Genomic DNA, 26,716 nt, shown 5'->3' with positions numbered 1-26,716 from the left:
GTATGAAAATATTTTTACTGACCTTATTCACTGCTTTTGTATTGTTAAACAGTGTTTTAGCCCAAACTCAACCATCTAAAAGCACTATAAAAGGATCCATTATTGATTCGGTTAAGAACCAGCCGATGGCCTTTGTTACCGTATTACTTAAAGATAGTAAAACCAACCAGTCGGTTAAATCTGTGCTCACTAAAGATAATGGCACATTTGAGGTATCGGTACCCACCGGTAAAACTTACCAGGCAATTTTTGCCTTTATCGGTTACAGATCTAAAACCGTCAATGTTCCCGAAGCTAAGGAAGCTGGCCAGATAGTTAGCCTGGGTAAACTATTGTTATCCGAAACTAACAACAGTTTGAAAGAAGTATCCATAGTAGCTGCTAAACCCCTTATTAAACAAGAGGTTGACAGGATAGCCTACGATGTACAGGCCGACCCGGAAAGTAAAGCGCTTAGCGCGCTGGATATGGTACGCAAAGTACCCTTGCTATCGGTTGATGCCAATGATAATATCAAGTTAAAAGGGCAGGGTAATTATAAAATACTAATCAACGGTAAAGAATCGGCTTTGATGGCTAAAAATCCGTCGGATGTTTTAAAATCAATGCCTGCCACCAATATCGAAAAGATAGAAGTTATCACTACGCCGCCCGCTAAATACGATGCCGAAGGTTTGGCCGGTATCATCAACATCATTACCAAAAAGAATGCCGATCAGGGTTATAATGGTAGTATTAACGGCCGTATGAATACCGTTTGGGGCCCCGGCATAAACCTTAACGGAACAGTTAAGCAAGGCAAATTTGGTTTAGCCGGATATTTAGGCTACGGCAGTAACGGCCGCAACCGTGATAATTATAATGGTAGTAACCAGGTCTTTATCAACCAAAATATTTTATTACAAAATGCATACAGCAAAAGCGGCGGCGATAATACTTACGGCAATGCCGAGTTAAGCTATGAAATTGATACCCTTAACCTGATCACGGCTTCGTACGAGTTTTATGGTGGCAAGTTTGATCAGAATGGCGATCAGTTAACCAGCCAGCAAAATGGTTTGGGCAGTGTTTTCCAAAAATACACTTTAACCAATACCAACACCAGTACATTTAAGGGTGCCGATGCCAGCCTTAATTATCAATTAGGCTTTAAGCGCGATAAGGAGCAATTGCTAACCATATCGTACAAATACAGCTATTCGCCTAACGAGCAAAACAATTTGAACGAGATAAGCAACACATTGGGTACGCATCCCAACAGCTATCAGCAATACAATAAATCGGGTAACAGGGAGCACACATTTCAGTTAGATTATGTGCAGCCTTTTAACAAAAAAATTAATATTGAAGCGGGTGGTAAAGCCATACTACGCAATAACTTCAGCGATTTTCAAACCGATACCCTGAATACCACCACAGGCAAATACACGCTCGCGCCATTGCAATCAAACAACTTTACATACCACCAGGATGTGTACAGCCTGTACAACTCGTACCAGCTAAAGTTTGAAAAATGGGTAGTAAAGGCGGGTTTACGTATTGAGCATACAGCCTTAGATGCCGATTTTACTTCGGCTGGTACCGCTATAGCGCCTAATTATAACAACGTTATTCCATCGGTATCGGGCCAGTATAAATTAAAGAGCAGCAGCCTTACACTGGGCTACACACAGCGCATACAAAGGCCGGGCATTTACCAGCTTAATCCGTTTATTGATAAAACAAACCCCAAGTTTCAAAACACCGGTAACCCGGATCTGCGCCCCGAGTTGAGCAATACTTTTGAGTTGAATTACAGTAATTTCAGCAAAGGTTCGGTTACTATCGGGATGAGTTATGCTTTCTCAAACAACTCCATCCAAAACGTAACCAACACCGTGGAGCAAATTAACAATGGTAAAAAGGATACGGTAACCATTACAACCTTTCAAAACCTGGGCAGCAACAAAACGCTGGGCTTAAATATGAACACTAATCTTACCTTTTTCAAAAAGATGTCGGTAAGTATTAATGCCCAGGTTAGCCACGTTTGGTTACAGGGTAATTATAGCGGTACAACCTATGCTAACAGCGGCTTTGGCGGTAACGTATTTGCCAATGTTGGTTATAAGTTTGATAAGGGTTATCGCTTAGGTTTTAACAGTGGTTATTTTGTTGGCGATGTTAACCTGCAGGGCCGCAATGGTAATTACCTGTACACATCATACGTGGCAGGTGTTGATGTTTTGAAAAAGAAGGCTACCATATCGTTAGTGGCTAATAACCCTTATAGCAAATACTTTACTTCAAACTCCACTACAAATACAACCAATTTTTACCAAACAGCTTATTATCAAAATCCTTATGCAAGTTTCGCGGTGCGTTTTAATTACAGGTTTGGTAAGTTGAACAGCAATATTAAACAAAACCAGCGCGGTATTAAAAATGACGATACCAAGGGCGGCGGTGGTGCGAAAACATCGGGAAATTAATAAATTTGTTGCATGAAGGTATACGGAATAACCAATTGCAACACGGTAAAAAAAGCTTTAGACTGGCTTAAAGAAAATAAGGTAAGCTACGAATTTCAGGATTTTAAAAAGTTAGGCGTTAGCGCCGATAAGCTGGAAGAATGGAACCAAAAAGCCGGCTACGAAAAATTTTTGAACAAACAGGGCCAAACCTGGAAACAATTAGACCCATCTGTTAAAGAAACCATCACCACCAAAACAGCCGCGCTTGCTTTGCTGCAACAAAAAACCAGCATGATCAAACGCCCGGTTATTGAAGACGGCGGCTTTCTGTTCTTCGGTTTTGACGAGGGTGTTTATGCCCAGCACTTTCTCAAATGATATTATCACAAATGAAGGAGCTGATTGATGCCCAGCAACAGGTAATAGCATCATGGGAACAGGTGTTTGGCTCGGTAGAAAATACCATCATCACCCTGGTCAAAAAAAACCTTGAACTTAAACTGCGCCTCATTCAACAGGTAAACCCCGATGTTACCTTACCCGATGATATCTACAAACAAATGGATATGGTTCGCGCTAAGTATCTCAAGGGTAGCATATCTCCTTTAGAGTACTTTGTTTATTTGGATACGATGCTGAGTGAGTTGGAAGTTTGAGTATAACTAACATGCCATTGTTGTGAATGAAGCGATAGCACAGAAGCGGAGCAGACTTATAGAGTGATGTTTGCTTTTATCAAGACTATGGCACTTTGAAAATCTTGTTCGCTATCAAACATGTCTTTTCGCAAAACAATAACCGTAATAGGGTTTAAATAGAGATACAGGTATTGATTAATTTCTCGCATTTTGATAATGGATTGCCACGGATAATGTTTTTCGTCGTCGTTGCTTATTTCCGTTAGGCCATTTTCGTTGATATCTAATTCCTTAGGATCTAATAGGGTTGCATTATTATCCTTTTTTAGAAATTTGTTTATCTTATTATCAGTAACGCTTTTTAAATAAAAGGGTGTAAGTACTATGCTTGCTACAAAAATAAATCCAAAAGTGATACCTAACCATAAAATCTGCTTTTTATCGTTTATCAGATTTTCATCCCAAACATCAAATAACATTAAGGCGAGTAATACTAACATTGGCATTGCTGTAGCAAGTATCCGGTGCCATCTTTTCTCTGGCGATTTCCAACTCACATAATAAGTTGCATTATATAAATCATTAGCGGTAAGCTTGTAATTTATCCTCATGTTTAGAAAATCAATAATTTAACACGCCTACAACCCCTCCAATAATAATAATAGCCGGGTGGGTTAAAGCATTCTCTTCAGCAAGTTCGGGCAAATCTTTGATCATCCCTTTAACAGATCGTTGCTGCGGTAACGATGCATGCTGTATAATGGCCGCGGGCATATTGCCATTACCGGCATCAATATAGGTTTGGGCAATTTCGGGTAGCTTTTTCATGCCCATATATATCACTACGGTGGCATTACTTTCCATCGCCAGTTTCAAATCTGCCGAAAGGCGGCCATCTTTTTTAGTGCCGGTAACCATCCAAACGCTTTCGCTAACCGAGCGGTGAGTGAGGGGTATATCCAAAAAACCACTGGCCTGCATACTGGTAATACCGGGGATAAATTCGGTTTTAATACCATGCTCGCGGGCAAATAAAACCTCTTCGAACCCACGGCCGAAGATGAAGGGGTCGCCACCTTTAAGGCGTACAACCAAACCTTTTTCAAAGGCTTTTTCTTTAATCAGTTCCAGTATGCGTTCCTGGCTGGTATAATCGCCGTAAGGGCGCTTGCCTACATATATTTTTTCGCAATCTTCACGGGTGTATGCTAATAACTCTTTGCTGGCTAAGTTATCGTAAAGTACTACATTGGCTTGTTGTAATATTTTGTATCCCTTCATGGTAATCAATTCCGGATCGCCGGGACCGGCGCCTATCACATATAACTGGGGGATGATTGGAGTATCTGGCATTAGTAATTAATATGGTGATAGTTAAAAAACTATCTTAAAAATTATTTCGTTCGTGATGATAGAAAACGTTTATTTACTTCCGCTAACTTAAAAACTTACTCAAAACAAACCTAATAAACCTTTCGTTAAAGTTTTATAAGGTATTTTTATCCCCCTAAATGACAGAAGCTGCTAAACAATATTATCAAAGCCACAGCAAACTCGGGTTTATTGGTGCTAATGGTCAGCATAAACTGAATGACGCCAGGGTGTTGGTTATAGGCGCGGGTGGTTTAGGTTGCCCGTGCCTGCTTTACCTTGCGGGATGCGGTGTTGGCACCATAGGCATTGCCGATTTTGATATCGTATCCATCACCAACCTGCACCGGCAAATTATTTATAACTACGAAGATGTTGGCCAGGTAAAAGTAGTGGTAGCTAAAGATCATTTATTAAAACATAACCCCTTTATCCGCATCAACGTACACCGGCAACTGGTTGATATTACCAACGTGCTTGAACTGGTTGAGCAATATGATATTATTGTTGATGGTACCGATAACTTTGCCGTGCGTTATTTAATTAACGATGCCTGCGTGTATTTGGATAAGCCCCTGGTTTATGGCGCTATTTACCAAACCGAGGGCCATGTAACCGTATTTAACTACCAAAACTCGGCCACGCTAAGGTGTTTATTCCCTGAGCCGGATGCCGAAACGCATGTACCCAGTTGTGCCGAAATTGGCGCTTACAGCATCATTACCAATATGATAGGCGTAATGATGGCTAACGAAGCCGTAAAACTTATTTTGCATAACCCGGATGTGCTGGTAAACAAACTGGTAACTTATGATGCTGTATCGGTAGAGTTACGGACAATTGCTTACAAAGCCGGTGCGCAGAGCCGCATTATAAGTAATGCTCGCTTTAAGCAAAAAAATAATCGTATAGATATTAGCCACGAAGAATTTTTGACACTGCAACCCGGTAGCTACCATCTAGTTGATGTGCGCGAAGAGTGGGAACGCGAAAAGCACCATATTGGCGGCGAGCATATTCCGCTGAATACCTTAAGCGGGCACGATTTTTCGGATGTGCAAAAACACCATCAGCTTATATTTTATTGCCAGGTAGGCGCGCGCAGCGCGGCCGCTGTACGGTTAATGCGCGAAAAAGGTTTTGAAAATGCGGTGAGTTTAAGGGGCGGGTTGAACGGAATGGGGTAGAGAGACTCAGGAAACAAAATAAAAAAGCGTCATGTCGAGGTAAGAAGCAATCTCTTTGGACAAGTAGACGTGTAAAACGGCTATGTACAGTTGGGGATTGCTCCGTACCTCACAATGACGCGGTGAGAAATGTGTAGTTGGAGAATACTACTCCTTATCCAAATAATTTTGCAAGCCCACACTGGTAATATGTGTCCAGCCTTTGGAGAAGCTTTCGCGGGCAAAGTTGGGGTCGTTGGCGGTAAAGGTATGCAGGCCGGTATGGGTTAATTTAAGGCGGGTTTTATCGCCCTCGTCAAATAACTCCCATGTTACTTCCGAGTTGCCCGGTAAACCATCATACCGCCAGGTGTAGGCTATTAACTTGCCTGGGGTAACCCGGGTAACCTTGCACAGGTGTAAATAAGTTTTTTCGGGAGTGCCGCCTTCAAAGCTAAACTCAAAGCCAACTTCGGGTTTAAACTCATCGAGCTGGAAATACCATTGTTTCATTTTCTCGTTATCGGTAATGGCGCTCCATACTTTGGCTATGGGGGTATTGTAGGTGCGCTCAATTACAAATGGCTGGGTGTTTTGCTGTTGTTCCATCGCATTAATTATTAAAGGTTATTTAGTTCATTATCGTTATCTAAAAAGTCGCCCAGGGCATCCAGTTTGCTGGTCCAAAACTTGCGGTATTGCTCGGCCCAGTCGGTTACCTCGCGCAGTTTATCTAATTGGGCTTCGCAATAGCGTTCGCGGCCCTGTTGCTTTATCGTGATCAAACCGCACTCGGTGAGTATCTTAATATGTTTTGATATGGCGGGTCGGCTTACGTTAAACTGATCGGCAACGCCGTTCAGCGTCAGTTTTTTACCGGCCAGTAAATTAATAATGGCCCGGCGGTTAGGGTCGGCTATAGCCTGAAAAACATCTCTGCGCATATTTTAATATGTAACTGTTCGGTTACAAATATAATAAGAAACCGTTTGGTTACCAATTTATTTAAAAAATATTTTTATGGAGTTTGGGTAGGGGGGCAATTCTTTGTTTAAAGAATAAGCAGCGTGCTTTAAGGTAGTGTAAGATGATTGGGTGTTGCCTTTGGCCCGGGCTTTACGCTTATACTGCACAGGCCTTAGCCACGGGCCGGTATCCGCTGCAATCCCTAACACAAAACACTTTGATACAATAGCATCCTGGGTCAAAGTAAAATCAAGCAAAATTTATAAATTAGTCACCAATTTGTTTCCATGAAGAAGTACACCATCGCCATCCTGCTCATCGCGCTACCGGCATTGCTTAAAGCGCAAATCATCACCGGCAAGGTAATACGTATGGGCGATAAAAGTATAATAGCCAATGCCAGCGTTTATTTTAGCGGCTCGGTAAAAGGTACCCGTACCGATAGTTTGGGCATGTTTAAGCTATTTACCACACAAACCAATGTACCCATTATTGTAAGCTGCGTTGGTTATTATTCGGAAACGATTACCGGTTATACTCCAGGCAAGCTTTACGAGGTTTACCTTAAACCTAAAGAGAATATAATGCGCATGGTGCAGATAGGTGATGATGGTATGTCGAGAGCGGGGAAGGTGGCGATATTTAAGCGCGAGTTTTTGGGTACCTCAACCTACGGACTTAACTGCATTATCACCAATATGGATGATATCGATCTGGATTATAGTAAGAAGAAGGATGAGCTTACAGCATCGTGCAATAATCCCATCATTATAAAAAATAAACTGTTGGGCTATACCATCACTTATTACCTGGATAACTTTTCGCGTACAAGCGCTGGTGTGTTATATGCCGGTAATTATTTATTTAAAGAGGATATGCCCCTTGGTGCCCGGGATGTTAAGAAAATACAAAAGGAGCGCGAAAGAGCCTACTCCGATTCGCGGATGCACCTCATCAGGGCAATTTGGAGCCGGACTGTAGATGCATCAGACTTTACAATATATGATAGCCTGTACGAAAAAATAAAGGTGGAGGATATACTGGTAGCGAACGAAAAGGGCGACAAGTTTATCAATCTGAAAGGCGCTATCCACATCACTTACAAAGGGAATAGCCGGTATATTACCAACATAAAACAAAAGGAAGCTTACTCGTATGTGAACGAGCGTGGCTTTTATGGTACGGGCCTGGCCTGGAGTGGCGCCATGAGTACGCAACGCATAGGTGATATGCTGCCTTTTGAATATGTATCACCACAGGATATTATCCCCCAAAAAAGCCGCATAAAACAATGAAGAATTTAAGCTTGATATTTTTAGTGTTGCTGATATTGCAAAACGCAACCGCGCAAAAGCTTACGCCAAGTGAGGTAAAAGCGTTTAAGGCGGTGGCCCTAACCTTTGATAACCCGCTTTCGCGTACGCTCATCATCCGTAAGTGGAGCACACCTATTTATTATAAAATTTACGGTACCGAAAACGCGGAGTACGATAAAGCCGTTCAGCAAGAGGCGGCTTCGGCCTTTAAGCAAATAAGGCAGCTTACCGGCTTACAGATCAAACAGGTAATGGCCGATGATTCGGTCAATTTTAAGATCATGATAGGCGAGCCCGCAAAGCTGGCTGGCTTGCTTAGTCCGGAGCTTTTGTCGTATTTTAAAAAGGGCGGCATGTTTTATTACACCACCAATCAAAGTGGTATAAGCAGTATAACCAGCATTGTAAACCCTAAGCAATATACACAGCGGCCACATGTACGTACCATAGTGCAAATACAAATAGGTAATGGTATTGGCCTTTTTGGTAAGATAACGTATACCGATAACAGCATATTTTCGGCAACGCCAACGGTATTGCCCATCAATTTTAAACCCGAAGATGCGCTTCGGATAAAAACCCTTTACAACCCTAAAATACTACACGGCATGACCGGGAAAGAGGTTGATGAAGTTTTAAAGGGAATAGAATAAGGAGCATGTTACCGCCGATACCGTATAAGCGTATCGACTGGCAGAGGATTATGGTTTTTTACCAGGTGTTTGCCCCGTTTTAAATAGGTTTCAACAACGCCGAACTGGCCATCGTCGCCATACTTTTTTAACGCTTCGGCACCTTTCAATACATTGATGGATTTGATGTTGTGTGGGTTAAGCTGACTGTTAAATGCTTCCGGATTTTTGGTAGACAGAACCTGCTTCTTACCATCAAAAACCAGGTATAGCGGTGGGTTTATTATTTGCCCGCGGCTGGGTGTGCAGCGGCTAACAATTTTAGGTTTACTAACCGATGTGTCGGTTTGCGCATATACTGTATGGTAAACAAGCAATAAGGCAATGATTGGAAACACGCGGCGCATGTATTAACCCTTTTTTACTTCGGGCTTAATATAGCCTGCCGGGAATTTACCATCTTTAAGATGGATCTCAACCACGCCGTTAATGCCTTCCCAGCCGTATTTAGTTTCGGCTGTTTTATCTTTTAAAACCGATATCGATTCAATATCGGCAGGGTTAACAAGGTGCAAAGCGGATGTATCGGCCATGCTTCCCCGGCTTATTTCCTGGCTGGCAGCAAATATGATAAACATGGGCTTGTCTTTAACCAAATTGCTGGTCCTGATCTTGATACTCGAATTGGTTCCATTACCGGTTGCGGTACCTGTTTGCGCCATTACAGCGGTACAAGCCAATAAGGATATAACGATGGTTAAGGCGGTTTTCATAACGGTGATGAATTGGTTACGCTAATATATCAAATATTTATGATGTAAATTATCATTATCTGACTCCCGGAAATAATCCACGCCAGCCAAAGCCAAAACTCCCGGTCCACATTTGGGTGTTATAATATGGGCTGCTGTTGTTAAATACCGGCAGTAATGAGTATTCAAACCGCAGATCAATAAAAAAGTCATTCTTATCCCGGTTGGGGCCAAATTGCATACCTAAAATAGGATGTAAATTAAACACGTTGGCATTGTTTAGGCCGTATTGTTTTACCTTGGTTTCGTCAACAGTAGTAACGGTAACATCTTCCGGATAGTAAACATAGCGTGCCGCGCTGCCCACCCTAACAGCTGGGGCAATGCCACCATAAAGTATAAATGCTTTGTCTGATGATGGATTACGCAGGTTGTATTGCAGCAGCAAGGGCAGTTCCATATAATCTATTTTTAAATTATAATTGTTATTGGCACTTACATCGTTGTTATCGTTATCGCGTATGGTTATGCCCTTAACCTCAGTTTTGTAACCACCACCCCGGCCGCTGTAAGCCAGTCCGGCTGCGACACCAAATTTGGGGCTTACAGGGTAATCAAGCGATACGTTCACCAATGCCGAGCCACGGAAGTAGTGGTCAAACTGCGAATAAGAACTGCCCGCGTAACCGGGATAACTTTTGTTAAAAACGCCCACATCATTAGTAAACCACGATATATTGAAGCCGGCATTAATGTTGTAATGCAGTTTTTGAACATCAAACTTTTGGGCAAGCACATGTGTGGCAAAGGCGAAACCTGCCAGTAGCGTAAATGATAGTTTCTGTAACATAGGTTTTGTGATAATTATTCTAAGATAATTAATTACTCTATTACTTCGCTCTCATAAAATTCTTCTTTACTGTAAACCGTTTTGTCCATTGGGTAAAACCAAATACATACGCCAATTATAACGCAATAGGGTAAAACCTGTAGCAGCCAGCGGATGCCTGAGTGCAATATCAATGCTACGATAAACATATTGAGCAGTAAGCAGGTCTGGACAATTAATAAAATGGTTAAACGCCTTTTGTGTTTGGATACGGGTGTTTCTGTAAGATAATGTACGCCGTAAATCAGGATAGTTAAGGTGATGATACTAATGCCGTGCCCTAATACAACGGTGTTAATATATACTGGGAACGACCAATGATTAGGTTTATGATCCATCAACAACAAAACCAGCGGTGCTGCCAGCATAGTAGTTATCCATACTTTTAAGCTGTATTTTAAGTTATGGATATCGCTAAAGCTGCTCTCGTCTAAAAGCGCATAAACGAAACAGGCGATGATACCCACGAATGATATGAAAAATAAGATATAGGCCAAAAGACCTGAGTTTTGGTGATAGTTATCAGGGTTAGAGAAGATAGCATCATAAACTGAAAGCGTTATGCCTGCTAAGGCCAGCGCAATAGCGCCTATTAATATATAGTGCGCGGCCGATCTTTTACGGTTCAATACTTCTTCGCTGCGCCCGTAATCATACTTCCGGTTTTTGCTGAATACACTGTCGGCAATAATATTGGGCCACAATCTCCAGATCATGATCGTTACCAACACCAAAAATATCAGTAAAGCTACGGTTATGTTATCGTGGGGTTCCTGGTTAGGATCAGCAGGGTTTTGTACCAGGGCTATGCTGCTCAACAGGCACATGGCTCGAGTTTAGTCGTCATCCTCATCCTTTTGCCTTTTTAAGAAATAAACCTGGATCAAACAGGCTGTAAATACTAAAAACACCATGCCGATCATCGATTTATAATCGCGCAAAGCAGCCGAGCCGGGGTAATCATTATCGGCAACAATCAACATCACTAAAACAGCGTACCAAAGTGTACCAATGCCACCCAATAACACCCACGAAGATTTACTGAAACGTACCATTTATGGTGTTAAAAATAGGAATTTGTTTTGAGATATGGGAAATAAAGAGGCTATTTCTTCTTCTTCCTGGCATCCAGTTGCTGTTGCCTTATGGCGATCAGATCGATAGGCGCGCAATCATCTATCAAACTGGCAACTACATTAAGCGGCATATCGGTTTCGCCTTTAAAGTTGATACAACCTTTCTGAACCTTAGCTTTTGGCAGTAGTGCCTGGTATTTACCATGCAGCTCCGGATTCATATATATGGGCAAACAATGCAGCGATAACAGATCTTTACCAACACCCAAAGCGTACTTAAAACTGCCCCTGTCGTTATAAATAATCATTTCTTTACCCATCAGGTTACCAACTGTGGCCTCTACCGATTGATCGTGCTTTAAAATGAGCGAGTGGATGGTTTCTATCAAAGGCTGGAGCTCGGCGTCGTGTGTGTTGATGTGTTCGGTAATAGTCATGCCCAATAGGTTTTTGAATAGCTAAATATAACTAATTATAAGTAAATTAGATAGCCAAACTATTACTATTCCCATTAGGAAAAAAAGGCTTTAATGATTCCCGGTTTTTAATCTATAGCTTTGTGATCATCATGGACCAACTGCTATCACAAATAAGATCATGTACACATTGCGCGGCTTTTTTGCCTAATAAACCCAGGCCCATTGTGCGGGCAAGCAGCCTGTCTAAAATAGTAATAATAGGGCAGGCCCCCGGTCAAAAAGTGCAGAGCAGCGGCATCCCCTGAGACGATCAAAGCGGCAACGAGTTAAGGCGCTGGCTGGGTGTAAGTAATGAGCAATTTTATGATGATAAACTATTTGCCCTTATACCCATGGGTTTTTGCTATCCCGGCAAAGGCGCATCCGGCGATTTACCTCCCCGGCCCGAATGTGCCCCGCTATGGCATAAAAAGCTATTTGATATGCTACCCGATATCAAATTAATCATACTGATAGGCCAGTACGCCCAAAACTGTTACCTGAATAACAACAAGCTATCCTTAACAGAAACAGTTAAGGATTTTGAAAGCTACCTGCCGCAATATTTGCCCTTGGTACACCCATCGCCACGAAACAGGATATGGCAAAAAAAGAACCCCTGGTTTGAAGTGGAAGTTGTTCCGCTTTTGCAGGGGATTGTGAAGGGGGCGATGTGATGTGCTTTTTGTTGATTTAGAAAGCACTATCAATAATATGGTAGTCATAGACTACAGGCATATTGGTTCGTAGACAGAGTCTACGAACAGCGGGGGGTTTGAAATGGATGTGGTGCCGCTTTTGCAGGGGATTGTGCAGGGGGCGATGTTTTAATAATCTTGTGATTCCAAGGAGGCATGAGAGCGAAACCTTTTGCGAGCGATAAGTCTGCATCACACCAATCACGCGCAAATGAATGATGCAGAAGATTTCTCCTATCGTCGAAATGACACAAGAGGAATTTATTCTCCCATCATTGCCTTTATGCGTCTTTCAGCTTCTTCCTTACTGATTCCATTATAATAGTCTCTCACAAATGGATGGTCAAAATTTTGATGTGGCTCAATAATAGGTCTTTGATGGCCAGATTGAGGGTAAACATCCATGTGGATATTTAAAGTATCCGGATAACCCGGAACTTGGTTTGATAAGAAACCAAAATAACCCGGTTCAGGTGTTTTATTTTTATGGGTTTCAACATAATTGTTAAAACTTTTCTCGCTCAGTGATACCCATAAGTCGTATGCCAAATCCTCACAATGATCGGTAATTGTTTGAACAAGAGTGACTCTGATAAACCGATCAGTATGGTCTTCATTTTCTATCGTACAAAAATCAGACTCAATAATTGCTATGGTTTCCTTTTCATCGCTACTCAAAATATCATAATACAAGGGCGCGTTAAAAGTTAACGCAGGCCAGCTTTCATGCTCGTTACCGCAGTTTTCGCAAATGTATTTCATGCTACACTATCCTCAACTTCGCAAACTTCAACAACAACTGCTTTTGCCCAACCTCTTTAAAAAATATGGTTGCCTTAACATCAGGCTTGTTACCATCCAAAGTAAGCACCTTTCCAAAGCCAAAGCGCTCGTGTTCAACTTCCATGCCTACTTGTAGGTTTGAGGTATCGCTTGGCGTGTAACCCGGTGTGGGTACGTGTGCCTTAGCCAGTATGGATGTTGTTTTGATGGGTGCCGATGTTGCCGCCTTAGGTTTGCTGAAGGTGTCACCTCCGCTACCGCTTTTGCTGGCCCAACTGCTGCGTTCTTCATCAAAGAATGGATTGCCGCTTGGTGTTTTTTTAGCGGTATAATCCAGTTCTAAATATTGCGCGTCTATCTCATCTAAAAAACGGCTTGGTTCGCAGTTGATAAGCGTTCCGAATTTGAAGCGCGATGTGGCGTAACTGATGGTTAGCTTACTTTCGGCACGGGTTACGGCTACATAAAACAGGCGGCGCTCTTCTTCCAGATCGCTCCTCGAGTTGAGCGACATTTGCGACGGGAACAGGTTTTCTTCCAATCCTACCACATATACCTGCGGAAACTCCAGTCCTTTTGAGGAGTGTATCGTCATGAGGGAAACCGTGTCGGCATCCTTCTTTTTATCGTTATCGTCGTTGGTGAGCAGGGCAATATCCTGCATAAACACATCGAGGCCTTTTTCTTCCAGGTCTTCCCGTTCAGAGAACTCCTTGATACCGTTCAGTAACTCCTGAATGTTCTCGTAACGGTTCAACCCTTCTACCGATTTATCTTCGTACAGATCCTTCAACAGCCCGCAATGTTGGGCAATGTAAAGTGCAGAATCATAAGCCGACATGGTTTTGGTGATCACCTGGAAACTCTGGATCATGGTAACAAAAGGGTAGATCACCGAGTTAATGCGCCCGTCCAGATATTGCACCCCATCGGCCATAACTTCCCAGGCTGTTTTATTTTGTTCGCCGGCAACAACAATTATCCTATCAACGGTGGTATCACCAATGCCGCGTTTAGGGTAATTGATCACCCGCTTCATCGCTTCTTCATCAGCCGGGTTAAACGTCAGGCGGAAGTAGGCTATCAGGTCCTTAATTTCCTTACGTTGATAAAAGGAAAGTCCACCATATATTTTGTAGGGGATGTTAAGCTTGCGCAAACCTTCCTCCATCGAGCGCGATTGCGCGTTGGTGCGGTACAAAATGGCAAAGTCTTTCCATTTTAAACCCTTGTTGGCATGGTCCTGAAATATCGATTCGGCAGTGTTTTTACCTTCTTCGTTATCGCTAAAGGCGCGCATAATTTTGATCTTATCGCCATGTTCCTTTTCACTGAAAACGTTCTTTTTTAACTGCTCCTTATTATTGCTGATGATGCTGTTGGCAACATTCACAATGTTTTGGGTGGAGCGGTAGTTTTGCTCCAGTTTAAACACTTTCAAGTCGGGATAATCCTTCTCAAAATTCAAAATGTTCTGGATATTGGCTCCGCGGAAAGCGTAAATACTCTGCGCGTCGTCACCCACCACACAAATATTTTGGTTTATGGATGCCAGTTTTTTTACGATCAGGTACTGCGAAAAGTTGGTATCCTGGTACTCATCCACCATCAGGTATTTAAACTTGTTCTGGTATTTGTACAGTACATCGTTATGGGTTTTTAAAAGCTCGTTGGTTTTGTACAATAAATCGTCAAAATCCATCGCCCCGGCTCTAAAGCAACGGTTGCTGTAATTCTCATATATCTTACCGATGTGGCCACGGCCGCTGCTAAAATCCTCGGCTTGTATGCCCGGGTTGTTTTGATACTCCTGCCACGATACCAAATTGTTTTTTGATGCCGAAATACGGTTCATTACAAAGTTGATATTGTACAACTTATCATCCAAATTCATTTCTTTCACAATGGCGCGCAATACGCTCTTGCTATCGTCGGTATCGTAAATGGTAAAGTTGCTGGGGTAGCCAATTTTATCGGCCTCTACGCGCAAAATCTTAGCAAAAACCGAGTGGAAGGTACCCATCCAAATGTTCTTGGCTTCGGTGCCTGCCACGCTGGTAATACGCTCGCGCATTTCGCGGGCGGCCTTGTTGGTAAACGTAAGTACCAGTATGTTAAACGAATCCACACCCTTTTGTATCAGGTGCGCAACCCGGTATGTAATAACCCTTGTTTTGCCCGATCCGGCACCGGCGATGATCATCACCGGCCCTTCGGTTTGCTTAACCGCCTCTTGCTGCGATGGGTTTAGTCCCTTTAAATAATCCAAAATCTTCTCCTCGTTTCGTGTAGCGCGAAATTAAGGTTTTGGGAGGATATTCGGGGTAGGTTGTGGATATTTTGTAGTTGTAATTTGAGAGTTTTTAAACAAAAATCTAAAACTGTGTCATTGTGAGCCTGCCTGTCGGCAGACAGGGTACGAAGCAATCGCACGGAGGCAGAGCAGCTATACAAGTTAGATTGTTATGTGTGTTAATAAGGGAATTGATTGTAAAAGGCGTAAATCATTTGGGCGTTGCCTGCGGCCCGGGCCATACGCTCATACTGCACAGGCATTAACCACAGGCCGGTATCCGCTTCTGTCCCTAACGCGAAATTCGTAAACTTCTCATCACCGCGCCATTGACGCTTTAAAGAGCATACTCACTCCTTAAAAACAACCAAATTTCATTACTTTTGTACGTCTCACCTTAAAATAAGCAATACTCCATATCTGCATGCCCCTTTTCAACTTCGCACAAAAAGTAAACTATAAAAACGAAATACTGGCCGGCCTAACCGTAGCCATGACGATGATGCCCGAATCCCTATCCTTCGCCATATTGGCTGGGTTTCCGCCCTTGGTGGGTTTGTACGCCGCATTTATTATGGGTTTGGTTACAGCTATATTTGGTGGCAGGCCGGGTTTAATATCGGGCGGGGCCGGGGCAACGGTTGTGGTACTCATCGCCCTCATGAAATCAAACGGATTAGAATACGTTTTTGCCGCGGTGGCCTTAGCGGGGGTTATCCAAATTTTAGTGGGACTGTTTAAACTGGGCAAGTTTATACGCCTGGTGCCGCAGCCTGTAATGTACGGCTTTGTTAACGGCCTTGCGGTTATCATTTTTATGGCCCAGTTGGAGCAGTTTAAAACTGTAGTTAACGGGCAACAAGTTTGGTTAAGCGGAACGCCGTTGTTGGTAATGGGGGCATTGGTAGCCTTAACCATTGGTATCGTGTTTGTTTTTCCGCGCATTAGCAAAGCGGTTCCGCCATCGTTGGTGGCTATTGTTATTGTGTTTTTAATTGTACTTGGTTTCGGTATCCATACCAAAACCGTGCGCGATATCGCGGCTGTAAGCGGCGGTTTCCCGCCCTTCCATATCCCGGCCATACCGGTAAATTTAGATACGCTGAAACTCATTTTTCCATACTCATTAATAATGGCCGGCGTTGGCCTCACCGAGGGCCTGCTCACGCTAAACTTAGTTGACGAAATGACCGCTACCCGGGGCAATCCTAATCGCGAAGCCATTGCGCAGGGAAGCGCCAATATCTTAAATGGTTTCTTTTTCGGGATGGGTGGCTGCCCCATGATAGCCCAAACGCTGGTTAACCTATCGGCAGGTGCAAGGGCAAGGCTTTCGGGAATCATCGCTTCGCTCACCATACTCATCATTATATTATTTGGTGCGCCGCTTATTGAGCGGGTGCCTATGGCGGCCCTTACCGGCGTAATGATTATGGTAGCCATTGGCACTTTTGAGTGGATGAGTTTCCGGATTATTAATAAAATGCCTAAGCAGGATATTTTTGTGGGAATTATCGTAGCGCTTATCACCATCTGGCTGCATAACCTGGCTCTGGCAGTTTTAATAGGCGTAATTATATCGGCGTTGGTTTTCGCCTGGGAAAGCGCCAAACGCATCCGTGCCAAAAAGTATGTTGACGCGGCGGGCGTAAAGCATTACGAAATTTACGGACCATTATTCTTCGGCTCGGTAACGGCCTTTAACGAGAAGTTTGATGTGCTGAACGACCCGCCCGAAGTGATCATTGATTTTAAAGACAGTAGGGTTGCTGATATGTCGGGAATAGATGCTTTGAATAAACTCACCGGGCGTTACCATGAGGTAGGTAAAAAGTTACACTTAAAACACTTGAGCGAAGATTGCCGCCAGCTATTGCAAAACGCGGGCAATGTTATTGATGTGAATATTCTGGAAGATCCGGGGTATCATGTGGCGGTGTAGGTACAGTTTACTATCGCAATACTTATTAAGTAACTTAGTATGTTTTATTAACAACATTAATAGATAAGCCCTTTTGAAAAAGATCCCGATAGCGTTAATTTACTCACGCATTTTTATAGGCATTGTGATATTATTGCTTGCATTTTATAAGCCAACTTACTATACACCTATTATTGTGAGCCTGGTAATTATCGGCTTGCTTACCGATGTTTTTGATGGTATTATTGCCCGTCAACTAAAAATATCAACCACCAAAATGCGTCGGTTGGATTCTAATGTGGATATGGTGTTTTGGATCTGCGTTATCGCAGCCAGTTACGTATTATCACCAGCATTTTACCGAAACAATTTTGTAGAGCTTACCATTTTGATAAGCCTTGAGCTGGCTTGTTATGTTTTAAGTTACATCAAATTTAAAAAGGAAGTAGCCACGCATGCCTTATCGGCCAAAGTATGGGCATTGCTTATTTTTGCCACATTGATACAAGTTATAGCCACCAAAACATCTGGCGCTTTATTCATTGCTTGTTTTTACTGGGGCATTATTTCGCGATTGGAAATTATTGCCATGCTCATTGTTATTAAAAAATGGACCAATGATATTCCAACCATCTATCATGCCTTCAAGATCAGAAAAGGGAAAAAGATCAAACGATTAAAGTTGTTTAACGGGTAGAATTATCAGGGACAATAACTCATTGAATATCCAAATAAAACTACCTTTGCAGTGATGGCAAAAAGTATAACGGCTATAATTTTAACACTCTACTTTTTAGCGGGTAGCGTGTTATTGCCTTTGAGTGATTTTTCGCTGATCAAAGATTTACCCGGAATGTATCGTTCATACAGTAAAATTAAAGCCGGTTCGCCGGATGTGATTGATTTTGTGGGCGATTACCTGTTGGGTGGCAAATCTATTTTAGGCCATAATGCTAACGACGATACCAGTAAAGCCGGTGGAGCATTACAGTTTCAGCATCAGGCTAATATGCTGCTTTATTTTGTGCCTCAGGTGTGTCAGTTGCAAGCGTCGCTCTTACAGCCCATTGCAGAACACCCCATCCATTCGCATACTTTTCATACTTTCAATTACCAAAACAAGCTGTTTAGGCCTCCAATAATGCTGGCTTAATTACACTGCTTTATAGTATTATTTATTTATAACCATTGCATGTTGCGGCTTTGCGCTTTGTAGCTTGCTGACACCATGTTATTGGTATGACTTTTTTTACATGAAACCTTTTTTATTAATTATATACATGCTGTTATCAACAGCAGCGATATCACAAAATACATTCAGAGCGGTTATCCGGGATGATAAAACAAACCTCACCTTAGCGGGTGCAACGGCCACCATTCCCGATCTTAAAATTGGTGCTTCGGCAGATAGCGGCGGATTACTCACAATCAAAAACATCCCGAATGGTAAGTACCGGATCCAGCTCAGTTTTATCGGTTATATCAGCACCGAAAAAACCTTTACCTTCCCACTTAAAGAAAGTGCCCCGCTCAATTTATCGCTTGAACCGAATGGAGGCGAATTGGCCGAAGTTGTAGTTCAAAGTACACGAACCAATCAAAACCTGCGCGATATACCAACCCGCATTGAAGTTTTACCTTTAGAAGAGCTTGATGAAAAAGGTACCATGAAACCCGGCGATATTAAAATGCTACTGGGCGAAAGTACAGGAATAGCGGTGCAGGCTACATCGGCGGTAAGTGGGTCGGCAAGCTTTCGCATACAAGGGCTTGATAGCCGTTATACTCAATTATTGAAGGATGGTATGCCCTTATATCAAGGTTTTTCGGGCGGATTAAGCATTTTGCAGATCAGTCCGCTCGATTTAAAACAGGTGGAGTTTATCAAAGGTTCGGCATCTACGCTTTACGGCGGCGGTGCTATAGCGGGCCTGGTTAACCTGATCAGCAAAACACCCGAAAATGAACCCGAGCTTACTTTTTTATTGAATGGCACTACCGCCAAAGGTACCGATGCAAGCGGCTATTACGCTCAAAAATGGAAACATATAGGCACCACAATATTTGGGGCCTACAATTATAATGGCGCTTACGATCCATCAGGACAAGGTTTTTCGGCCATTCCACAAACCACGCGCTATACCTTTAATCCTAAGATTTTTTTATACATGGATGAGCATAATTCGGGCTGGTTTGGAGTAAATTCCACTTACGAGAACCGTTATGGCGGAGATATGCAAGTGCTGGAAGGCAACAGTGATCCTATACATCAATACTTCGAGCGCAATCGTTCATACAGGGTTTCAACACAGTTATCATTTACGCATAAATTTGTATCAAACAGCAGTCTAAATGTTAAAAGCACGGTTGGTTATTTCGACCGTAATTTATCCATGCCGGGCTTTGTTTTTGCCGGGCATGAGCTTTCGTCGTTCAGCGAAGTAAACTATGTGAACCACGCTGAACGATCAGACTGGGTGGCGGGGGCTAACCTTATTACCGATAATTTTACAACTACCAATCCTGCAAACAAGTACAATTACAGCTTAACAACGGTTGGGGCATTTGCTCAAAATACATTCAAGGCCTATAAATGGTTTTCGTTAGAGAGTGGTTTAAGGGCCGATTATAATACCCCGGCACCCAATGGTAAGCCAGATGGTGTTTTTTTATTACCCAGGGTAAACGGATTGTTTAAAATTAGTGAACATTTTACCAGCCGCGTAGGTGGTGGTTTGGGTTATAAAATGCCCACCCTGTTTAACGACGAAAGCGAGCAGGATGGCTATCAAAATATCGCCCCATTAAACATAGGCGCTGTTAAAGCAGAGCGATCTGCAGGGGCCAATGCCGATATAACCTTCAGGGGTGCCTTAGGCGATGCCTTCATAAGCCTTAACCAATTGTTTTTTTATACTCACGTGAGCGATCCGCTGGTACTACAAAACACTTCGTTTATCAATGCGCCAGGTTACTTAACCAGTAAGGGTGCCGAAACCAATATAAAACTGAGTATGGATGAATTGAGCTTTTATGTGGGCTACACCTATATTGATGCCAAACAGCATTTTAACCAACAAATATTTACCCAACCTTTAACAGCCAAAAACCGCATTAGCTTTGATGCTACCTACGAGATTGAAGGCCAGTTACGGGCCGGTATTGAAAGCTTTTATACCGGACAACAATTGCTAAGCGACGGTACAATCGGGCAGGGATACATTACTTTTGGCGCGCTGATCCAAAAAATGTGGAAGCACCTGGATGTTTTTATTAATTGCGAAAACATAACCGACAGGCGACAAAGCCGCTGGCAAAATATTAATAGCGGCAGTATCAGCAACCCCGTATTCCGTGAGATATATGCTCCGCTGGATGGTGTGGTGGTAAATGCAGGCCTGCGGATCAAGGTGCTTAAAAAACCATAGGTTGCTATACCCCCGGGCTCTAACGGTGCGGGGGTATAGTTTTTGGTTTGCGGTTCTCCATCATCCAACAATGATAAACTATCCAGCCAAAGGGCCACATCCAAATGATGTCATTAAACACATTCACCCACAAAAAATTAAGTTTTAAAGTGCCAGAAATGATATAGTAAGCCGCGCCCAACGGGCCAAGAACTTTCCCTATCAATCCCACCAAAACCAAAGGCCAGTAACGCTGCGGGTCGGTTCCCGAAAAGTAATAAGCTATCCCATAAACACCCACCAGCATGCCAATGCAACGGATAAGGATGAGCATGTAAACGGTAGGTAGGTTTCCAAACAGGATGATCTGCGGATAAAGTGATATCACCGCGCCCCAAAACAAGTTGTATGCCGCGGCAGTGTATAGGATGCGTTTGGCCCATTTGAGTTGTGAGGGGTTCATTGTGGAATTGTTCAGTTATTCGATTTCTTCCCTGTGTTTATCTGATAGACAAGATTCGTTATAGCTCAACTCTTCTTTTTGCTCCATATCTGCAAGTATGTCTTTAATCTTTTTATATCTCACATTTTCAGGTATTTCCATCGCAAAATATTTTCTGTTAAGCTTCTCCGATGGGCATCCTAACTCATTGAACAACTTTCGCACGGTTTCTATTTGTATTGAATCGTTCATAATAACTACTCTTACGGTTGAATTGTCCGAATATTCAATAGTTTCCCGATAGGTTAATCTCTCTTCGTCACTATCATACTCCGCAAAAACAATATCTTCAGTAGCAATCGAGGGGACATAAAAAGGGATGTTTTTTATTTGATATAAGCCTTTTTCAATATCAACCGGCAAGGCCCACATGGTTTCAACAGTTTCTTCATCTAAAATATCGCTGTGAAATCTGAATAATATTTTGATGTTGTTATCCTCCATATGCAATCATCAATATCAAGCCGCATTCACCCCAAACTCCACCTTCCTATCCGGGTTGCTCACCGCATAGTTGGCTACCAAACTTTTAATGTAATTATTGCCGGAGTAAGGCGTTAGCTGGCTTTTAAGCGATGATAGTCCGTCAATATCTGCCGTGCTGTTGCTGATGTATCCCATACCATAAAACTCGCCGTTCTCTATCAAAATATAGCTATACTCGTCATCGGTGCGGCCCTTATCGCGAATAGCGAAGGTTGATAGTGCAGCCTTTAAATGCGCGGTAGCTTTATTTACCCGGCCATTGTAACGCTTGGGTGTTTCGGTAACCTGGCAGGCACAGGGCTTGGTTAGGTTGCGCGGGCAGGGCTGGTCATTACGCTGTACAAAGCACAACTTAGGGCATAGATCAAAGGTTTCAATGAGTTTGTTTAATAAACTATACCCTTCTAAAAGCGAATTACAGGTGTATAACGGTGCAGAATACTTACTCCATTTATCAATAGCTAAACGCAGGTAACCGCGCTGATCTTCGTACTGATACAAGCCGTAAGTGTATTCGTGGTGCTTTTGGGCACGGTTATATTTGGGCCACAGGCGTTTAATTTCTACTGTTTCCAGGATGAAGGCCAGCAGTTCGGTACCGCAGGTTTGGTGAGTTACCTGATGGATGTTCTTTAAAAACTCTTGCTTTTGCAGGTCGGCGCGGTTATTATTGAAATGGCTCTTTACCCGTTTCATCAGGCTTTTGGCCTTGCCAACATAAATTACTTTGCCTTTAACATCATGAAAATAATATACTCCGGGTGCATCGGGCAAACCGGCTATGTGCTGCTGCGGCAGGTTAGGGGGCAACGAGCTCTCTTTGGCCCGTAGTTTAAGGGTTTGTTTAATGTGGCCTTCGGTATCCTTAGCCAGCATCATGCTGAATAGTTGTGCCGTGGCAAAGGCATCACCCATAGCCCGGTGGCGGGCATCGTTTTCAACACCCATCTGCCGGCAAAACTTACCCAGACTGTATGATGGTAAACCGGGGAATATTTTGCGCCCCAATCTCACAGTACAAAGTTTAGGCGCTTGCAAATCAAAGCCCGCCTGCATTAAATGGTGCTTTACAAACGAGTAATCAAAGTTTACGTTATGCGCTACAAAGGTGCAGGGCTTTAAAATATCATGCACATGCTGGGCTATCTGCTCAAACGCTGGTGCATTTTTCACCATGCTATCGCTTATCCCAGTAAGGGCCTGTATATATACCGGTATAGGTTGGCCCGGGTTCAGCAGCGTTTCAAAGCGATCAACTATCTTTTCACCATCGTGTATCACAATGGCAATTTCGGTAATACCGTGTGCGCTGGCATGGCCCCCCGTTGTTTCAATATCTACTATAGCATACATGGTAAGCAAATATACAACTTTTGCTAAGTTATTTAGTTTGTTTAGTTGCTTTTTACAAATACCGCATTTGCAATAATTGTAATAAACTCATTTTTTAAAAAAACAAAAAAAATGTACCTTTACCATTTTATAACTGGGTCCGCTTACTTATTACTTAGATGTAATACTTTTTTGATGCCGAAAAAAACAATAATTATTACAGGTGCAACATCAGGTATTGGTGAGCAAACGGCTTTGGCTTTGGCCCGCAATGGCGATGATCTGTTTCTGCTGGTACGTAATATAGCCAAGGGCGAGCGGGTTAAACGCTATATTTTGGTTCATACCCGAAATCCCAATATTTATTTAATTGAATGCGATATGAGCAGTTTAGCCAGTGTTAAAAAGGCGACTGAACAAATTAGGGCCAGTATTGACTGCATAAACATACTGGTAAATAACGCCGGAAGCATATTCCCCAAAAGGGAACTTAGTAAAGACGGTTTTGAAATGACTTTTGCCTTAAACCATTTGAGCCATTTTTTATTGACATTAAATTTAATGCCATTACTACAAAAAGGCAAAGCACGTATTGTAAACGTAAGTTCGGCCGCGCATAAGGCAGCCAAACCTAACCTGGATGATATACAAATAGAAAAGGGTTATAAAAGTGTTAAAGCTTATGCCGATGCCAAGTTGTTCAATATTTATTTTACGCAATCGTTGGCTCAAAAGTACGCTGCCGCAGGTATCACCGCTTATAGTTTGCACCCAGGCTTAGTAAATACGCAATTCGGCGCCGCTTATAAAGGTATATTTAAACTGCTTTTGCAAGGTATGCGTCGCTTTATGATCACTGCCGAGCAAGGCGCCGAAACATCGGTTTACGTAGCTACCGAACCCGGATTAGAAAAAATGAATGGAAGCTATTTTAAAAAGAAAAAGGTAGCTAAAACCGCCCATATAGCCAATAATGTAAATATCCGGGAGCAACTTTGGGATAAAAGTAACGAACTGGTTAAACCATTTTTGGTACGAACTGCCCTTTAACCCGCCACAAAATTTATTGTTATTACTAACTGCGTTGCTAATTTTGAGCGATGAAACAAAAGCTGGATGTAGAAAACTGGAGCCGCAGGGAGCACTTTAATTTTTTTAAAACCTTTGATATACCTTATTACGGTGTTACCATTAAGTTAGATTGCACAAGGGCCTATCAACAGGCTAAAACGTTGGGAGTATCTTTTTACACCTATTATCTGCATAAAACACTGATTGCCATAAACCAGTTAGATAATTTTAAATACCGTATTGAGAGTGGCGATGTTTACCTGTATGATAGGGTAGATGCCTCGGCAACCATATTGCGGGACGATCATACCTTTGGCTTTTCATATATCAAATACGTAGCCGATCTGCACGAGTTTCACCAGATCGTATTGGCCGAAATTGATCGGGTTAAAAATACTACAGGTTTATTTACCACTACCGGGCCAATGGATAGCATCATCCATTTTTCGGCATTACCCTGGATTGATTTTTCGTCTATGTCGCAAGCCTTTAACTTCAAATCGGGCGATAGCTGCCCACAGATCTCTATCGGAAAATTAATAAACGTTAATGGCCGCAAGCAAATGGCTTACGGTATCCAGGTACATCATGCTTTGGTTGATGGATATCACGTTGGTTTGTTTTTAGATCAACTGCAAAACCTGCTGAACGAATAATTATTACCCGTCTAAAAAGTCCCTAACCCGCTCAATCTAATAAATAACGCCATACATCGGCGTATAACGGCCTGATGGTTGAGCTATGATGTGCCGATGGTGCCGATAATTTTACAGTTGCGGCTGCCTTGGCGGGATCGTCAAACAAATCGGCAGCGCTTATTGGCGCATCTGAAATAAATATCCGGGTTTTGCTTTTAAATGTTGGTTTTAATGTAAAACGGGTTATCACTGTACTATCGGTGTGCATTAAAGTAAGATCGTTACGGGTTTGCCTGTCGGTATTATAAGGATCGTTGGTATGCAGTAACGAGTAATAATTTTTTGCCGCTGTTGCCGATTGACCCGATAACCAAGGTGCAGGCGTATCATAAACGGCCAAAAAATCTTGCGGGCCCGAAAACATGATCACCCGGTGCACCTTAAATTGGGTTCCTATATAAGCCGCGTGCCCCGCACCCTGCGAGTGGCCGGCTACTACAACCTTATCCCAAATTAGGCTGCCATCTTTTAAAAACTGTTCCCAACCTTCGGATGGGCGGGTTTTGGCCAAATATATCATCAACATAGTAATACGGTTAATAATGCTGTTAGCGGTATCTATGTTGATCGAATCGCTTACGGGAGTGCCAAAAGCAAGCTCTTGCCTAAATTTATTAAATACCAATTTATCAGCACTACCGCCAAGCGTTGCTGTGTTGCGCTTATTAGGGTAATCTATACTAATGGCATGGTACCCCATGCCTGCGGCAACATCGCTCAGGTGCTTAAAGGCATAAGCCGTACCGCCTGTGCCGGGTATAGCTATTAATAGTTTGTAGTTTGATTTTTTTGAAACATCCACCGTAGCCAAATGCCCGTTATAAATTTTTTTAATTCCGTTACCGGTGCTATCCGGATCAATGTTATAACGGTGCAGGTTTGATTGCGCGCAAACAGCGATAGATGATGTTAAAAATGCCAGCAGTATGATCAGGTTTCTCTTCATTTAAGGTATGCGATGGTACACAAATATCAAAAATTATAGGGCAATAGTTTAACCCGCCAGCATATTATTTGCAATTATTTTTAGCTGTTGTAACGTATATACTACATAAGGCGTTATGAAGTGTCACCAAGTATCCTTACTTTAGCATGACAATACTAAACACCTGCATAATGATACATCACAAAAAATTAATAGTTACTTTTTGCCTAACCGCTACCGTTGTTTTTGCCGCTACAGCATCAATGCAACAGCAGGAAGAAAAGCACGAGTGGAAAAACCTAAAAGTACTACCCAAAAACATAAGCGAAAAGGAATTGGACCATGTGATGGACGAGTGGCGCGATGCCCTGGGCGTTAAGTGCGGATTTTGCCATGCGCGTGATGCCGCTACCGGGAAAAATGACTTTGCCAGCGATGCCAAACCTGAAAAAGAAATGGCCCGCAAAATGTACACCATGACGGCCAAGATCAACAAAAAATGGTTTAAGGAAGATAAGAGCGATAAAAACAGTAAGGATATGCTGGCAGCTATAACCTGCTTTGCCTGTCACCACGGCGCGGCCCATCCAGAAACTACTGCTCCGCCGCGTGCGCCACGTGGTCAGGGAGGCCCAGGTCAAGGTCAGCGCCCTGCACAACAGCAAACACCTCCGGCTGGTACTACACCACCGGCTTCAACTACGCCGCCATCAAAGTAATTTGATTTCATATTGAAAAAGCCGTACTCAATTTAATTGGGTACGGCTTTTTTGTTTGAATGCTTGGTATTTGCAGAGCACCCGCGTTAGCGATTGCAGTGGAAAGCCCGGAAGCCCTTTTATCGGGGAATGGCGGATATGGCCTCTGCGCGCGTTCTTCGAGT

Annotated in this window: 29 protein-coding genes and 1 pseudogene; 14 read left to right on the top strand and 16 right to left on the bottom strand. The window is 42.8% G+C overall.

The genetic code is table 11. The features are described from left to right. The first annotated feature begins 2 nt into the window (after positions 1-2). Genes ABIN91_RS00990 through ABIN91_RS00980 form a run of 3 tightly spaced genes read left to right on the top strand, consistent with a single transcriptional unit; the run spans position 3 to position 3,109 of the window. Positions 3-2,471: a TonB-dependent receptor gene (locus ABIN91_RS00990; protein WP_348047498.1), complete on the top strand. Its 2,469-nt coding sequence runs from the start codon at positions 3-5 to the stop codon at positions 2,469-2,471. A gap of 12 nt (positions 2,472-2,483) precedes the next feature. Then, on the top strand, positions 2,484-2,831 hold the full coding sequence (locus tag ABIN91_RS00985) for a Spx/MgsR family RNA polymerase-binding regulatory protein (protein ID WP_348047495.1): 348 nt from the start codon (positions 2,484-2,486) through the stop codon (positions 2,829-2,831). Between the two features lie 11 nt (positions 2,832-2,842). Beyond that, positions 2,843-3,109 carry a hypothetical protein gene (locus tag ABIN91_RS00980; RefSeq protein ID WP_348047493.1) on the top strand — a complete coding sequence of 89 codons (267 nt, stop codon included), beginning with the start codon at positions 2,843-2,845 and terminating at the stop codon, positions 3,107-3,109. A gap of 56 nt (positions 3,110-3,165) precedes the next feature. Here ABIN91_RS00980 and ABIN91_RS00975 read toward each other — a convergent pair whose 3' ends face one another. Next, entirely contained in the window at positions 3,166-3,702 is a 537-nt protein-coding gene (locus ABIN91_RS00975) for a YcxB family protein (protein ID WP_348047491.1), read from the bottom strand. A gap of 10 nt (positions 3,703-3,712) precedes the next feature. Beyond that, the gene (cobA, locus tag ABIN91_RS00970; RefSeq protein WP_348047489.1) at positions 3,713-4,444 is read right to left on the bottom strand and encodes a uroporphyrinogen-III C-methyltransferase; all 732 of its coding nucleotides are present in this window, start codon (positions 4,442-4,444) and stop codon (positions 3,713-3,715) included. Positions 4,445-4,602: 158 nt separating this feature from the next. Here cobA and ABIN91_RS00965 point away from each other — a divergent pair, with 158 nt between their 5' ends. Continuing rightward, entirely contained in the window at positions 4,603-5,649 is a 1,047-nt protein-coding gene (locus ABIN91_RS00965; protein ID WP_348047487.1) for a HesA/MoeB/ThiF family protein, read from the top strand. Positions 5,650-5,796: 147 nt separating this feature from the next. Here ABIN91_RS00965 and ABIN91_RS00960 read toward each other — a convergent pair whose 3' ends face one another. Next, positions 5,797-6,237 carry an SRPBCC domain-containing protein gene (locus ABIN91_RS00960; RefSeq protein ID WP_348047485.1) on the bottom strand — a complete coding sequence of 147 codons (441 nt, stop codon included), beginning with the start codon at positions 6,235-6,237 and terminating at the stop codon, positions 5,797-5,799. An 11-nt stretch (positions 6,238-6,248) separates the two neighbouring features. Next, positions 6,249-6,572, bottom strand: coding sequence for a metalloregulator ArsR/SmtB family transcription factor (locus tag ABIN91_RS00955; RefSeq protein WP_348047483.1), 324 nt, complete (start codon positions 6,570-6,572; stop codon positions 6,249-6,251). Positions 6,573-6,881: 309 nt separating this feature from the next. On the opposite strand from ABIN91_RS00955, the gene ABIN91_RS00950 reads away from it, so the two are divergent. Next, entirely contained in the window at positions 6,882-7,889 is a 1,008-nt protein-coding gene (locus ABIN91_RS00950; protein ID WP_348047481.1) for a carboxypeptidase-like regulatory domain-containing protein, read from the top strand. Continuing rightward, positions 7,886-8,563, top strand: a complete 678-nt coding sequence (locus ABIN91_RS00945; protein WP_348047479.1) for a DUF2927 domain-containing protein — start codon at positions 7,886-7,888, stop codon at positions 8,561-8,563. The genes ABIN91_RS00950 and ABIN91_RS00945 overlap by 4 nt, the downstream gene beginning before the upstream one ends. 8 nt (positions 8,564-8,571) lie before the next feature. Here the strand turns inward: ABIN91_RS00945 and ABIN91_RS00940 are convergent, their stop codons facing one another. Genes ABIN91_RS00940 through ABIN91_RS00915 form a run of 6 tightly spaced genes read right to left on the bottom strand, consistent with a single transcriptional unit; the run spans position 8,572 to position 11,696 of the window. After that, entirely contained in the window at positions 8,572-8,940 is a 369-nt protein-coding gene (locus ABIN91_RS00940) for a hypothetical protein (RefSeq protein WP_348047477.1), read from the bottom strand. A gap of 12 nt (positions 8,941-8,952) precedes the next feature. Next, entirely contained in the window at positions 8,953-9,315 is a 363-nt protein-coding gene (locus ABIN91_RS00935) for a hypothetical protein (RefSeq protein WP_348047475.1), read from the bottom strand. A 55-nt stretch (positions 9,316-9,370) separates the two neighbouring features. Further along, positions 9,371-10,144: a porin family protein gene (locus ABIN91_RS00930; protein ID WP_348047473.1), complete on the bottom strand. Its 774-nt coding sequence runs from the start codon at positions 10,142-10,144 to the stop codon at positions 9,371-9,373. A gap of 32 nt (positions 10,145-10,176) precedes the next feature. Then, positions 10,177-11,010 (bottom strand): hypothetical protein, encoded by an 834-nt coding sequence (locus tag ABIN91_RS00925; RefSeq protein ID WP_348047471.1) that lies wholly within the window; start codon positions 11,008-11,010, stop codon positions 10,177-10,179. Positions 11,011-11,019: 9 nt separating this feature from the next. Beyond that, entirely contained in the window at positions 11,020-11,238 is a 219-nt protein-coding gene (locus tag ABIN91_RS00920; RefSeq protein WP_348047469.1) for a hypothetical protein, read from the bottom strand. A gap of 50 nt (positions 11,239-11,288) precedes the next feature. Beyond that, a complete protein-coding gene (locus ABIN91_RS00915; protein WP_348047467.1) occupies positions 11,289-11,696 on the bottom strand; it encodes a hypothetical protein in 408 nt (135 codons plus the stop codon). Between the two features lie 302 nt (positions 11,697-11,998). On the opposite strand from ABIN91_RS00915, the pseudogene ABIN91_RS00910 reads away from it, so the two are divergent. Beyond that, positions 11,999-12,394: pseudogene (locus ABIN91_RS00910) on the top strand (uracil-DNA glycosylase family protein); the annotation flags it as partial. A 282-nt stretch (positions 12,395-12,676) separates the two neighbouring features. Here ABIN91_RS00910 and ABIN91_RS00905 read toward each other — a convergent pair. Both ABIN91_RS00905 and ABIN91_RS00900 read right to left on the bottom strand, forming a co-directional pair. Then, complete coding sequence (locus ABIN91_RS00905) at positions 12,677-13,177, bottom strand: DUF2199 domain-containing protein (protein ID WP_348047465.1); 501 nt, start codon at positions 13,175-13,177, stop codon at positions 12,677-12,679. A 1-nt stretch (position 13,178) separates the two neighbouring features. Continuing rightward, positions 13,179-15,467, bottom strand: a complete 2,289-nt coding sequence (locus tag ABIN91_RS00900) for a UvrD-helicase domain-containing protein (RefSeq protein ID WP_348047463.1) — start codon at positions 15,465-15,467, stop codon at positions 13,179-13,181. 448 nt (positions 15,468-15,915) lie between these two features. Between ABIN91_RS00900 and ABIN91_RS00895 the strand changes: the two genes are divergently transcribed. The 4 genes from ABIN91_RS00895 to ABIN91_RS00880 all read left to right on the top strand — a co-directional run bounded on the left by ABIN91_RS00895 (position 15,916) and on the right by ABIN91_RS00880 (position 20,840). Continuing rightward, entirely contained in the window at positions 15,916-17,433 is a 1,518-nt protein-coding gene (locus ABIN91_RS00895; RefSeq protein WP_348047461.1) for a SulP family inorganic anion transporter, read from the top strand. A gap of 73 nt (positions 17,434-17,506) precedes the next feature. Continuing rightward, positions 17,507-18,109 carry a CDP-alcohol phosphatidyltransferase family protein gene (locus ABIN91_RS00890; RefSeq protein ID WP_348047459.1) on the top strand — a complete coding sequence of 201 codons (603 nt, stop codon included), beginning with the start codon at positions 17,507-17,509 and terminating at the stop codon, positions 18,107-18,109. A 54-nt stretch (positions 18,110-18,163) separates the two neighbouring features. Further along, positions 18,164-18,565, top strand: a complete 402-nt coding sequence (locus ABIN91_RS00885; protein ID WP_348047457.1) for a hypothetical protein — start codon at positions 18,164-18,166, stop codon at positions 18,563-18,565. A gap of 100 nt (positions 18,566-18,665) precedes the next feature. Next, a complete protein-coding gene (locus ABIN91_RS00880; RefSeq protein WP_348047455.1) occupies positions 18,666-20,840 on the top strand; it encodes a TonB-dependent receptor in 2,175 nt (724 codons plus the stop codon). Positions 20,841-20,859: 19 nt separating this feature from the next. Here the strand turns inward: ABIN91_RS00880 and ABIN91_RS00875 are convergent, their stop codons facing one another. From ABIN91_RS00875 to ABIN91_RS00865, 3 genes are read right to left on the bottom strand one after another with little or no spacing between them, the layout of a single operon-like run. Continuing rightward, complete coding sequence (locus ABIN91_RS00875) at positions 20,860-21,282, bottom strand: hypothetical protein (RefSeq protein WP_348047453.1); 423 nt, start codon at positions 21,280-21,282, stop codon at positions 20,860-20,862. A gap of 15 nt (positions 21,283-21,297) precedes the next feature. Next, positions 21,298-21,765 (bottom strand): DUF4265 domain-containing protein, encoded by a 468-nt coding sequence (locus tag ABIN91_RS00870; RefSeq protein WP_348047451.1) that lies wholly within the window; start codon positions 21,763-21,765, stop codon positions 21,298-21,300. Positions 21,766-21,780: 15 nt separating this feature from the next. Beyond that, positions 21,781-23,160, bottom strand: a complete 1,380-nt coding sequence (locus tag ABIN91_RS00865) for an exonuclease domain-containing protein (RefSeq protein WP_348047449.1) — start codon at positions 23,158-23,160, stop codon at positions 21,781-21,783. 174 nt (positions 23,161-23,334) lie between these two features. Between ABIN91_RS00865 and ABIN91_RS00860 the strand changes: the two genes are divergently transcribed. Then, on the top strand, positions 23,335-24,189 hold the full coding sequence (locus ABIN91_RS00860) for an SDR family NAD(P)-dependent oxidoreductase (RefSeq protein WP_348047447.1): 855 nt from the start codon (positions 23,335-23,337) through the stop codon (positions 24,187-24,189). Between the two features lie 50 nt (positions 24,190-24,239). After that, positions 24,240-24,866 (top strand): chloramphenicol acetyltransferase, encoded by a 627-nt coding sequence (locus ABIN91_RS00855; RefSeq protein ID WP_348047445.1) that lies wholly within the window; start codon positions 24,240-24,242, stop codon positions 24,864-24,866. 31 nt (positions 24,867-24,897) lie between these two features. Here ABIN91_RS00855 and ABIN91_RS00850 read toward each other — a convergent pair whose 3' ends face one another. Next, a complete protein-coding gene (locus ABIN91_RS00850) occupies positions 24,898-25,854 on the bottom strand; it encodes a hypothetical protein (protein ID WP_348047443.1) in 957 nt (318 codons plus the stop codon). A gap of 170 nt (positions 25,855-26,024) precedes the next feature. Between ABIN91_RS00850 and ABIN91_RS00845 the strand changes: the two genes are divergently transcribed. After that, positions 26,025-26,552 carry a c-type cytochrome gene (locus ABIN91_RS00845; protein WP_348047441.1) on the top strand — a complete coding sequence of 176 codons (528 nt, stop codon included), beginning with the start codon at positions 26,025-26,027 and terminating at the stop codon, positions 26,550-26,552. Positions 26,553-26,716: the final 164 nt, after the last annotated feature.

The organism is Mucilaginibacter sp. (genome assembly GCF_039921305.1).
Taxonomy (GTDB): domain Bacteria; phylum Bacteroidota; class Bacteroidia; order Sphingobacteriales; family Sphingobacteriaceae; genus Mucilaginibacter.
The sequence above is the reverse complement of the archived record's forward strand: the minus strand, read 5'-3'. Positions and strand labels throughout refer to the sequence as shown.